The 12,099-nt window shown below is 47.2% G+C and carries 8 protein-coding genes; 2 read left to right on the forward strand and 6 right to left on the reverse strand.

The genetic code is table 11. The features are described 5' to 3' along the window. Positions 1-523: 523 nt before the first annotated feature. Positions 524-2,680, forward strand: coding sequence for a HelD family protein (locus tag KJS69_RS19595; protein ID WP_213585493.1), 2,157 nt, complete (start codon positions 524-526; stop codon positions 2,678-2,680). 214 nt (positions 2,681-2,894) lie between these two features. Here KJS69_RS19595 and KJS69_RS19600 read toward each other — a convergent pair whose 3' ends face one another. The 6 genes from KJS69_RS19600 to KJS69_RS19625 all read right to left on the reverse strand — a co-directional run bounded on the left by KJS69_RS19600 (position 2,895) and on the right by KJS69_RS19625 (position 9,560). Then, positions 2,895-4,385, reverse strand: a complete 1,491-nt coding sequence (locus KJS69_RS19600; protein WP_249730625.1) for a glycoside hydrolase family 5 protein — start codon at positions 4,383-4,385, stop codon at positions 2,895-2,897. A 9-nt stretch (positions 4,386-4,394) separates the two neighbouring features. Beyond that, positions 4,395-5,225: a helix-turn-helix domain-containing protein gene (locus KJS69_RS19605; protein ID WP_213585494.1), complete on the reverse strand. Its 831-nt coding sequence runs from the start codon at positions 5,223-5,225 to the stop codon at positions 4,395-4,397. A 501-nt stretch (positions 5,226-5,726) separates the two neighbouring features. Further along, entirely contained in the window at positions 5,727-5,879 is a 153-nt protein-coding gene (locus KJS69_RS19610) for a hypothetical protein (RefSeq protein WP_213585495.1), read from the reverse strand. A 142-nt stretch (positions 5,880-6,021) separates the two neighbouring features. Then, entirely contained in the window at positions 6,022-7,665 is a 1,644-nt protein-coding gene (locus KJS69_RS19615) for a type 2 periplasmic-binding domain-containing protein (RefSeq protein WP_213585496.1), read from the reverse strand. A gap of 88 nt (positions 7,666-7,753) precedes the next feature. After that, positions 7,754-8,638, reverse strand: coding sequence for a carbohydrate ABC transporter permease (locus KJS69_RS19620; protein WP_213585497.1), 885 nt, complete (start codon positions 8,636-8,638; stop codon positions 7,754-7,756). A 16-nt stretch (positions 8,639-8,654) separates the two neighbouring features. Continuing rightward, positions 8,655-9,560, reverse strand: coding sequence for an ABC transporter permease (locus tag KJS69_RS19625; protein WP_249730633.1), 906 nt, complete (start codon positions 9,558-9,560; stop codon positions 8,655-8,657). 942 nt (positions 9,561-10,502) lie between these two features. Here KJS69_RS19625 and KJS69_RS19630 point away from each other — a divergent pair. After that, positions 10,503-11,999 carry a sodium:solute symporter family protein gene (locus KJS69_RS19630; protein ID WP_249730626.1) on the forward strand — a complete coding sequence of 499 codons (1,497 nt, stop codon included), beginning with the start codon at positions 10,503-10,505 and terminating at the stop codon, positions 11,997-11,999. The last annotated feature ends 100 nt before the right edge of the window (positions 12,000-12,099 follow it).

Raw genomic sequence — 12,099 nt, forward strand, 5'->3', positions numbered from 1 at the left:
CCATCGATAATTTTCTCCACCACATAGATCTTCTTCAGTTCTGCTCTGCTCAATGTAATCTTCTCCTGTCCCATAGTGACATTATCTCAGAACAGTTATGGGATGACATTATCACAGCACAATAACACTCTCTTGCTCCTCTCTTGCTCAACGGGGAAGATTGTGATATAGTGTAATCTTTCCCAAAAAACGATGGCGAAGCATGATATTCTAGGCTATATAAATTGAACTAAAGATTCATAGATCATGGAGTGGAGAAAGAAAGATGCTTCCAGGGCGAGTTTTGGCTTTGTATTCCTACCATCCGAAGGCCTATCCAATGAATAAGGAATGATCGGTTGGATGGGGGTTCCCGAAAAGTAATAGGACTTCACTACGAAGCATCACTTCACTTTTTGGGGGATAGTTTAGATGTTTGAAGCTTCGGAGGCACTTTCCTTCGGAACGGAATGATCGCTTTCTTTAGTCCCACATATATAGATACAAAAGAATGTCTAATGTTTCCCGCATGGAGGTAACTGATTTGGAATCTAACCGTCAAAGTGCCTATCAAGAGGAACGTCATCATCTGGAACGGACTCTGACCGTCTTGGAGTCCCAGCTTAAAGAACTGGAAGCGATTCCACGTTATTATGGGACGGACTTCAACGAGCAAGCCCTGGAATCCGCCAGGCAAGCATCAAGAGAAAAGTTGGCCAAAGGGATGCTGGAGCCTTACTTCGGCCGCCTTGACTTTAAGGAGGATGGCCATGCTCAAAGCCAGTCGCTCTATATCGGCAAGGCAGGTACGGAGAACAGGGAGACCGGACAGCCTCTTGTGATTGATTGGAGGGCTCCGGTGGCCAGCTTGTTCTACTCCTTTACCGGTGGAGACGGCCCGGCTTCCTACTTGTCTCCAGACGGTCCGGTAGAAGGTATAGTCCATCTTAAACGCAATCTTGTAGTGAGACGCCAGGAGTTGTTGAGGGTTGTGGACACTTATGTCCGGGGGAGTACGAATGTGGCCGTAACGGACGAATTTTTGCTCTATCGGTTAAGCGAAAACAAGGACCATCGGCTTCGAGATATCGTATCGACCATCCAATCAGAACAGGATCAAATCATCCGTTCTCCCAAAAACACCGCACTGGTTATCCAAGGAGTTGCGGGCAGCGGTAAAACAACCGTCGCTCTGCATCGTCTTGCCTATCTACTATATCAATATCGGGAAAACATCCGCGCGGAACGCATGATCATCTTTGCCCCCAACCGGATGTTCCTTGATTACATCTCCGGCGTACTGCCCGAGCTGGGAGTCGGAGACATCCAGCAGACGACTTTTACCGATTGGGCACTCGAGCTGCTGGACAACGAAGTCTCCCCCGCCGATCCCGCCCCTGCTCTCGCTTACTGGTTCGCGGCCGGACCCGAGCGGCCAGCGATTCATCAGCAAGTGCCGGGTTTGTATAAGGGATCGATCGCCTTCAAGCAGTTGGTCGACGACATGCTCCAGCATTATGAGGCTAACGCTGTTCCGGAGCATAACTACGAGCCTTGGCCCGGAAGCCTCCTGCCTGCCGCTACAATCCGTCAATGGTACTACGTAGATAACCGGCATGAGCCTTTGGCCAAGAGGCGGGAACGGACCTTGGCCCGAATTAAGAGATGGCAGGAGATGGAGCTTGACCGGCTGTGGGAAGCCGAGGTGAAGAAAGATTATAAAAAGAAAGCAAACGCCAAGTGGAGAGCCTACGCCAAAGCCTGGACGGAACTCACTCCGCTAACTTTCTATTCCCAGCTCTTTAACCCGGCTAAACGGACAGTCGATTTCCCGCAGTCCTTGCTGGATCGGATTCCTCGATCTGTAGCAGAGTCTACCTCCCGAACATTAAAGAAAAAACAAGTGATGTGGGAAGACCTGGCCCCGCTCGTCTATATCCACCACCGGTTCCACGGCTTAAGCGGCCGCAGATTTGACCATGTCGTTATTGATGAAGCCCAGGATTTCTCTCCGTTTCAGGTAGAGCTGCTGAGACTTCACACGCCCGGAGATTCCTTTACCATTCTCGGCGATCTGGCCCAAGGCATCCATTCCTACCAGGGAATTGACCGTTGGGACGACTTTACGGCTTTGTTCCCTGAGGATAGAACGGCATTCTATCGACTGGATCGAAGCTACCGCTCCACGATGGAGATCATTCACTTCGCCAACGCCGTACTCTCGGCATCCGACCGTGTCTTTACTCCGGCAATTCCGGTTTTTCGCAGTGGAGAGAAGGTAAAGCTGTCGAATGTCCCCTCGGGAAAGACGATCAGCTCCGTGCAGCAAATCGTCGCACGAATTCGCGACGGCTCCTCGGAAACGACGGCCATCATTGCCCGGACCGCGAAGAGAGCGGCAGAGATTCACGCTGCCCTGGACACTGTCGGGATAGAGGCCGCGCTAATTGAGGCGGATAAGACAGAGTACAAGGGAGGGATCTCTATCCTCCCTGTCTATTTGGCTAAGGGGCTCGAATTCGATGCTGTTCTTCTGCTCGACATCGATTCTTTCCATTACGATCGCGGAGAGCAGGATGCCAAGCTGCTCTATGTAGGAGCGACAAGAGCGCTTCATGAACTATGGGTGCTATACGAAGGGGAGGCCTCTCCTCTGCTCCAACGGATGAACGAAGACTTTGTCGAATACGTCCATCCATAAAGACGGGCGATCCGGAAATAAGACCCGCTGCCCGGATAGAGAGCACTGAGCAAGTCCTCTTTTATGAGAAAAAGGTACAGTCCCTCCATTTATGAGGAGACTGCACCTTTTTTTCCGTTTTTTTGGGATCCATTGATTGGAGTCACAGTCTATGCACAAAAGGAAAACATCAAGTACCTGTAGGGTAAATCATGCCCATTAGCGCTAAATTTCCTCAAGCCTTGCGACCTACCTCAACCGAGAGCATATTCTGCCCTTGTGGCGCGACAATCGACACGATCCCGCTCGCCACATTCGGGAAGGGTCGAAGCTCGATCTGACAATGTTCTGCCCCCGAGACAACTACGTCCTCCTTGGAGAGCAGCGCAGCACAAGGATGGTAGATCCATGTCTCGCGGCCGGTAGAAATGTAGTTGACGGATACAATATTCGTATCGTAGTCATAGTGGTACCCCACAAGCTGCCCCCCTGTTACTTGCGGATAAGCGCGGTTCAATGCTTTGGCGTAAGGAGAATTCTCGAAGTTTTTCGTCCAGCACCAATAGGTGTTACTCCACAAATACTGTTCGAAGATCGCAATAAGTGATTTGGACAAATCGAAGGTCGAAGAATGGTTAGTAAAGGCTCCCCACTCCCCAATCAGAACCGGGATATTCAGACGCTCCTGTACTTTGCGATGGGTGGAAAATATAAGTTCGACACGACTCTGATTGTAAATCTCATAGAGTTCTGTATCGACGGTCAGATCGTAGCCATGGGGAGTGTATACCTGATTGGAGTCGATCTTCCCGTCCTGATTCCGTACAAGCTCGATGCCGGACTCGACTCCCATGTTGGCAAAATAGCTTGTTTCCAGCATCAGAAAGCCATCTGGAGCAACCGAGCGGATCGCTGAAGCCGTTTTATTGAAAAAAGGAGCCAGCATTTCCCGTTCGAATCTTTGAGAAGCTTCTTGGGCGCTGTCGACTAATATCTGGTACATATCCATATCCGCTATGCCAAGGAGGAGCTCTTGTTTCTTCTCCTCGTCAAACCAACTTCCGGCGAGTTCTTCCATGTTGAGATCGTTCAGTCCCATGGCTTGTTGGGCATAAGCGATAATAATGGCATCGAGTACTTCCCGGCCACTTGAGCCCGGATACGGCTCATTCATCATGTCATAGCCGATGATATTGGAACAATCGGCAAAAAATTGTGCAATATGCTTCCACATCGCTGCATAGTGGTCCTGCAAGCCGACGCCATCAGACGCAGGCGTGTTCTGCCAGAAATGGTCCAACGCCCGATTCACAGCCGGGCTTTCCAGATAAGCGTCGCTCCATATAGCACCAATAATATGGGGGAGATCGTCGGTGATCGTTGCCCAAAGGGGGGCACCATCACCATAGAGAGAACTATACAGATCTTGATGCATGTCAAGGAACACGTAAATTCCGTGCCGCTCTGCCCAGACGATTTGCTGCTTGATCTTTGCCAAATATTCGTCGTCATAGACACCCGGCTCCGGCTCCACTCCATCCCAAATCAAACCTAAGCGGATAACATTAAAGCCCTGTTCGTGAAACCAGGCAAACAAACTTTCCGTGCAAGGTTCTACATAACCTTTCTTCTTATCCTTGCAGACCAGATTTATGCCATTCAATATAACCTGTGCCCCATCTTCAGTTACTATCCGCTGTCCGTCGATCATCAATTTTTTCATCATCGCATCCTCCTATTGTTTTTCTGCTACAGGGATATTGATTTCAATGTAGTGGTTGGCATACTGGTTATACAGATTAATTTCAAGAGAATTGCCGGCAATCTCCAGGCCTCTCTTGTCAATGAATCGCTTCATCTGATCGTAATGAGCATCCAGCTCGGCGTAGCCATCGCGCCCGATAACCACGTATTTTCTGGCGCAATAGCGAGGCTCCAGCTTCAGAAAGGTGCCGTCCTCATCCTCCATAGGAAACGTAGATAAAATTCCGTTATTCAAATAATGGTGATAATGTCCTGACAAGAGGTTGTCCTTGGATACAACGGATATAATATGACTGAAAGCAAGCCATTCCTGATGCGCCTTGATTTGGCGTACTCTCTCCTGTATTTTGTTCCCCAGCCTGTGATCGTCGCTTTCCATTATTGAATCTGTCAACAGCACCCAGCACGGATTCGTTCTCACCAGCTCAATGACATCCGTTTCCTCAAATCGTTGAAGCTGCTCACCCCAAACATCAAGCTTTTGAGACAAATGCCGCAAATAGGTTAGCTTATGTTCGATATCTTTCTTCTTGTCGGAGAGCAACTGACGAATTTCCACTAGATGATCGTCGGATAACAGCTTGGTAATCTGCTCAATCGAAACATCCAGCGCTCGAAGCATTCTGATCGTAATGAGAGAATCGAATTGTTCCAGGTCATAATAACGGTATTTGTTCACGTTCCGTTCGCGAGGAGAGAGCAGTCCGATTTTGTCATAATAGCGCAGCGTATCCATGGGGATGTCCAATATTTGGGATACTTCACCAATCTTGAATTTAAGCTTCAACATCGATTCTTTCATTCCCCCACCCCTTCTGGCAAAATTGCTAAATTTCTCTTTCTTAATCTATATATGTGGCACTAAAGAAAGCTATCATTCCGTTCCGAAGGAAAGTGCCTCCGAAGCTTCAAACATCATACTCCTTCCCCAAAAAGTGAAGATGGGCTTCGAAGCAATTCCAGATACTTTTCGGGGACCCCGATCCAACCCATCATTCCTTATTTTATTGGTTCGGCCTTCGGATAGTAGGAATACAAAGCCAAAACTCGCCCTGGAAGCATCTTTCTTTCTCCACTTCATGAGCTTTGAAATCTTTAGTGCCGAGTATATAGAGGATCCAATGCAACATGGCCCTATTATAATCCATGGAGTAACTCCAAGTTCAATTCATTTTTTTCAAGCCTCGAAAAATCAAACAGACATCTTTGCACAATCTATGGTGATGTGCGAAAGACGCCTGTTTTTTGTATAAACCGTTCAGCGGCCTCCCCTGGCAGGGACAGCCTATTTTTTATGGTTGAGCTAAGGCCCGGCTGCTTCCGACTCCGTTGCCGATTCTTGAGAAACCGGAACATCGGATGGGGTGCCGTGGGCCAAAGTAATGACAATATAGCCAACAATTATCAGGAAAGACAAAAATCCTAGCAAGGAAGAATCCTCTTCATTATATTCCATCTTGTTCCTCCTAACGAATGAAATATTCTTTCATTAGGATGGTTATTATTGGATGCTTCTATACACCGGTCTATGGCTCCTGAATCCTGCATAAAAAAACAGCCCGGAATTCAAATCCCGGACTGCAGCGTCACGTGCCCTGTTAGCTTGATTTATATCTTTCGTATGCCGTGTTGTAGATTTCCAAATATTCGTCCAATCCCATCTTCTTAAGCGTATCGACATAGGTATCCCATTCCGAGAATGGGGCTGCCCCGGAAACAAATTTCGCCCGCATCTCTTCCATATAAGCATTGATATCCGAGTGCAGCGACTGGTATCTTTCAGCTTCCTCTTCCGTAAATGTAAATACCGGCCACACCTCTTCGGTCAAGTACGGCTTTAGCTTATCGGTAGCTTCTATAGAAGCCGGCAAAGATTCCGCCCCTTTGAAATATTTCTGTCGAACAATTCCGGGATAGCTGCCTCCCGGCCAGGTCACATATTTGACCAGCGCCTGTTCCAAGGTAAGTCCCTGCGGATTATTTTTGATTTCTTCTGTATATTCGAGATTCCCATCCGCCGTCTCTACATAGCTCTTATCCTTGAAGCCCATGAAAAACATCTTGTTGCCTTCCTCGCCGTAGAAATGATCCATCCAGCGGACAGTCGCCTCCGGATATTTATTCTTATCGGTAATGACGAAGGCTCCTGCCTTGGTAAGCGAAGAACGGCTGGGGACAAGCCGATCTCCAAATGGCCCTTCCAGTGCGGGTACGCCAACGAAGCTCTTCAGGTTCATCAGCGTCTCCGGGCTTGTTGTCAGAACAACACCGTAGACATTCTCCGCACCTTTGGCAAAGAACTCATTAGACTTCATAGTAAAAATTTCCGGCTCCAACAATCCTTCTGTATACAGCTTATTTAAAAATTGCAGCAAATCTTTGTACCGATCATCCGCCGGAATATAGCGAAGCTTGTCCGTCTCCGGATTCATATCGATATTGCTATTGGCCACCCCGCGGTTCAACAAGCCCCAAGAACCGCTTAGCTTAATGATCACATCGGCAATACTGGAAGAACCGAACGGAACTTCATCCTGCTTCCCATTTTTATTCAAATCCGTATTTTTCACAGCGACCAAATATTCATAAAATTCATCTATCGTCTCCGGCTCCTTCATGCCGAGGGCTTCCAGCCATTCTTGGTTATACCAAATCTTCGCTCCCATCAGAACGGAAGTAAAATCCGGGTCATAAATGGTCGGCAGTCCGTATATATTGCCATCGGGCAAAGTCATCCCCTTGCGCAGATCGGGATTTTCCTCCATTAATTTTTTGAGGTTAGGGGCATGGTTGTCGATCAGATCATTCAATGGTATAAAAATTCCCTGGGAACCGTACTTCGCCAGATCCTGAGTAGTAAATCGAGCGGTATGAAAGGCGTCGGGGTAGTCTCCTCCTGCCAGAACCAAATTCCTCCGTTCCGCCAGATTATCGAAGGAAACCAGTTGAAAATCAATATTCATGTTCGTCATCTTGGCATATTCCTGCCAGAGCATCGTCTCATTCCAGTTATTCGCGGTCGTCGCCGATTTCCCCGTGAAGAAAGTCAGGTTAACCGGTTCCTTCATAATAGGAAATCCGGTGGCATTAAAGCTGCTTTCCTCCTTGGGTGCCCCTCCATCGGCACCTCCGTTATCTTTGCCGTTGCCGCTGCCGTTATCACCGCCCCCGCTGCAAGCTGCCAACAACGACACAGACATAGCCGTCGTCATCATAACGGCTCCCCACTTGTTCACTTTCATTCCAAGACCTCCCCGATATAGAGCAATTTATTTATGAAGCGGAATGACCGGCTGCTTCAGCAGGACGGCCGTCCGCAGTTCATACGGCCTAGCCTTTCAATGCGCCGATCATAACCCCTTTGACGAAATACTTCTGCAGGAAAGGATACAACGCGAGAACCGGCAAGTTGGCAACGACGACGACCGCATACTTGATCGCCTCTACCTCCATAACTTTCTTGGCGAGAGAATCATCGGCCATATCGATCATATCCTGCATCTGCCCCTGAATAAGGATTTCCCTAAGTATCAATTGAAGCGGATATTTGGCCCGATCCGTTAAATAAATCAAAGCGTTGAAGAAGGCGTTCCAGTGTCCGACCGCGTAGAACAGAATCATAACGGCAATGATCGGCATGGAAAGCGGCAGCACGACCCGAAACAGAATCTGGAAATTGTTGCATCCGTCTATAGAGGCCGCCTCCTGAATTTCAAGAGGGATGCTGTTCTGGAAGAACGTCCGCATAATAACAATGTTCCAGACGGAAACGGCGTTCGGAATGACAAGCGCCCAGAAGGTATTAAGCATTCCAAGATTTTTGATCAGCAAGTACAGCGGAATCAGGCCGCCGCTAAAAAACATCGTAAATACAATGAAGGCGGTAATGACATTGCGTCCTTTAAAATCCCGCCGTGACAGCGGATATGCAGCGCAAGTCGTCATGACCAGATTAATGGCCGTGCCAAGCAATGTATAAAAAATCGTATTGCGATACCCCGTTATAATATCGTTGTTCTCAAATATTCTCTCATACCCGACAAACGTAATCTCTTTGGGCAGCAGCCATATCTCCCCTTTGACCACGGCGCTGGGACTGCTGATCGATGCGCTTAGCACAAAGACGAGCGGATACAGCACAATGGCGGTTAAAAGAACAAGCAGCATCGTGTTGACGAAGTCGAATATTTTATCTCCCCGGCTTTGATCTACCATAAGCTCCGCCCTCCTGTCACCATAGGCTCGTTTCGTTTAGTTTTCTGGCCGTAAAATTCACCAGTACAAGCAGAATGAAGTTAATGACTGCGTTAAACAGACCGACCGCAGCCGAGAAGCTGTACTGCGCGCCCAGAATCCCGCTTCGATATACGTAGGTGGAAATAACATCGGATGCTTCCATGTTGAGCGAGTTCTGCATCAGGAATACCTTCTCGAATCCGACGCCCATAATCGATCCAACATTCAGAATAAGCAGAATAACGATAGTCGGGAGTATGCCGGGCAGGTTCACATGCCATATCCGCTGAAGCCGGCTCGCTCCGTCCACCTTGGCCGCTTCATGAAGCTGGGGATCGATTCCTGCAAGCGCTGCCAAATAAATAATCGAGCTCCAGCCCATCTGTTGCCAGACGCCGGAAAATACATAAATCGACTTAAACCATTTCGGCTCCGACATGAAGGCAATCGGCTCTCCTCCAAAAAATACAATGAGCTGGTTCACAAGCCCGCTCTGCGGCGAAAGAAACATAATCAGCATTCCGACCAGGACAACCGTGGATAAAAAATGAGGCGCGTATGTAACCGTCTGAACGAATTTACGAAAATATTTCAAACGAACCTCATTGATCATCAGAGCCAGTATAATCGGGGCCGGGAATCCGACAGCCAACTGATACAAGCTGATGCCGAGAGTATTTTTTATGAGCCGCCAAAAATAATAGCTGTCAAAGAATCTTTCAAAATGTCTGAGTCCGACCCAAGGACTGTCCCATATTCCTTTGGATGCTACAAAATTTTTAAAAGCGATCTGCACCCCGTACATCGGAAAATATTCAAAGATGATGTAGTAGGCTATGACGGGCGAAATGAGAACATAAAGCCCTATATTCCGACGAAACGGTTTAAAAAAACGGGCCAGTTTAGACGGTTTCGTCGCAGTAGAAGCTTTATGAACAGATGGATTGGCCAACGATTCATTCACCTCTTTTTTATAATTAATTTATGCATGATTCACATTAGTCTTGTTATCAAATTGCACTCCGGATCCTTTTTTAATCCATCTCGCTTTTCCAAATATTCTAATTATTCAAAAAATTAATAACTATCTGATTTATTTATGCCCTCCTTTATTAAAGATGGGTACAAAAAAAGACGACAAGAATTATCCCGTACTAAAGCGAACTATTAAATCAACCGTGGTTTAATGGTTCGTATCAGCATCGGGTTCTCTCATCATCTCTACCCGCGACAATATGGTCCTGCTTCACCAATATTCATCCGAATCCCCCCTGATCAAGGGGTTAGCTGGGGATTATCAGGCTAATAAACAGCATCCAAGAAAGCGTTTTCTAATTCTTGTTATCTATTATCGTTGTTCAGGAAGAAATTTGCAATACAAAAAATTATGATAAACTTTATGTTTTAATCATTTCTTAATCTTCGTGAACCTCCCCCCCACTTACTCGCTATCGCGAGTTGAAGTCGGGGCTTCTTACCACGGACAACTTCATGTACCTATTGTAGATAGGGATTTGCCCGATCTACTCCATATCAAGTATCTGTGAAGTTGTCTTAGCAAGCAACCTATGTCTCCTGTAGGCATAGGGGGCGGAACAGCCCATCTACTACTCTTGCCTAAGCAATCCGTAGATACTTCATCTTGCTTTCTACATCAAAATGCAGGAACTCGCCCTGGAAGCATCTTTCTTTCTCCACTTCATGCGCTATCCAATCATTAGTTCAATTTATATAATTGAAAAAATTACCGAAAAAATTTACCGTGTCGTTCTTGCTATTTTTTAATTGGTCATGTATTATGACTAATAACCTGCAAACGCATACATCAAAGGAGGAATGACAATTGAGTGGATTGGATTGGGGCGTTATTATCTTATATTTTTTATTAATGGTCTACATCGGATTTTCCGCTTACAAGAAAGTACAGGGCTCTAAAGATTTCTTCGTTGCCGGAGGGAAGCTTCCGTGGTGGCTATCCGGAATTTCCCATCACGTCTCCGGTTACAGCGGAGCGGTTTTCGTAGCTTATGCAGGACTTGCTTATACCCATGGGTTCAGCTTGTACGTATGGTGGGCTATACCGATTACCATCTCTGTCATTATTGGGGCCTATATAATGGCGCCCCGCTGGGCCAAATTAAGAACAAAGCTGGATATTGAATCTCCTACCGAGTATCTGGCCATGCGATACAATATTCCAACTCAACAATTAATTGCTTGGAGCGGAGTTTTGCTGAAGCTGTTCGATGTTGGCGCCAAATGGGCGGCCATCGGCATCCTGCTCAACGGCTTTACTGGCATCCCGATTATTTACGGGATTTTAATTTCAGGAATTGTCTCCCTCATTTATATTACTGTAGGCGGATTATGGGCGGACATTTGGACAGACTTTGCCCAATTTGTCGTTCAAATTATCGCAGGCATTGTCATGTTCGTTGTAGTTATACAAACTCTTGGCGGCACAAGCTCCATTACCGGTATGTGGGATCAGCTCCCGCCAGCCAACAGCCAGCCGTTTAACGAACCGTATTCTCTCGCTTACGTCATTGTATACGTTTTCGTTGTCTTCTTAAGCTATAACGGCGGCACTTGGAATCTTGCAGCGCGATACATCTCTTCCCCTTCAGGCAAGGAAGCGAAACGGGCCGGCTTGCTATCCGGTGTCCTATATTTGATTTGGCCGCTTATTTTGTTCTTCCCGATGTGGGCGGCGCCAATCATCCTGCCGGGTCTTAGCGATCCGAACCAGTCCTATTCGCTGCTGGCTCAGGAGCTCCTTCCCGTTGGCCTGATTGGACTTGTGCTGGCCTCCCTGTTTGCAGCAACGATGTCCATGACATCTTCTGATGCCAACACTATTTCGGCGGTCATCACACGGGATATCTTGCCTGTTATGAACAAGAAGTTTAAAGGCATTGATCAGAAGCTTTCGCTCAAAATTGCACGAATTACGACGTTTTCCTTTACCTTTTTAACGCTTATTATTGCGATCTATTCCGATGTATTCGGCGGCGTTCTTGGATTGCTGATCACCTGGTTTGCTGCACTTGTCGGTCCGGTTTCCATTCCTATGCTGCTCGGACTGCTGCCAGTATTTAAGCACAGCGACTCCAAAGCTGCGATCGCTTCCATCTTGGGCGGATTCGTTATGTTCTTCATTACCAAGGTGCTTGTAAATTGGCCTTTGTATATTGAGATCGGGGCACCTGTCTTCACCGCCGGAATCATCTTCATTGGGATGGGGCTTCTCAACCGGAGTAAGCCCGTGACGGCAGAAGTCGAGGATTTACTGCAATCCATTAGCAAAAGTGATGAAGAATTAGCTAAAGAAATGAACTAGTGGCTATGTGGAAAAAACGCATCGCCATCGAAGGTGACGAATGGAATTAGCCAAAACAGCTCTTTCCTGATATCCTCATTCCTAGAGGATAGATAGAGAA

It is taken from the genome of Paenibacillus sp. J2TS4 (assembly GCF_018403245.1).
Lineage (GTDB): Bacteria > Bacillota > Bacilli > Paenibacillales > NBRC-103111 > Paenibacillus_L.

What these genes read in the sequence shown, in the direction of transcription:
- KJS69_RS19600 (WP_249730625.1), bottom strand. Translation starts at nt 4,385, where the DNA reads ATGATGAAAAAATTGATGATCGACGGACAGCGGATAGTAACTGAAGAT.
- KJS69_RS19605 (WP_213585494.1), bottom strand. Translation starts at nt 5,225, where the DNA reads ATGAAAGAATCGATGTTGAAGCTTAAATTCAAGATTGGTGAAGTATCC.
- KJS69_RS19610 (WP_213585495.1), bottom strand. Translation starts at nt 5,879, where the DNA reads ATGGAATATAATGAAGAGGATTCTTCCTTGCTAGGATTTTTGTCTTTC.
- KJS69_RS19615 (WP_213585496.1), bottom strand. Translation starts at nt 7,665, where the DNA reads ATGAAAGTGAACAAGTGGGGAGCCGTTATGATGACGACGGCTATGTCT.
- KJS69_RS19620 (WP_213585497.1), bottom strand. Translation starts at nt 8,638, where the DNA reads ATGGTAGATCAAAGCCGGGGAGATAAAATATTCGACTTCGTCAACACG.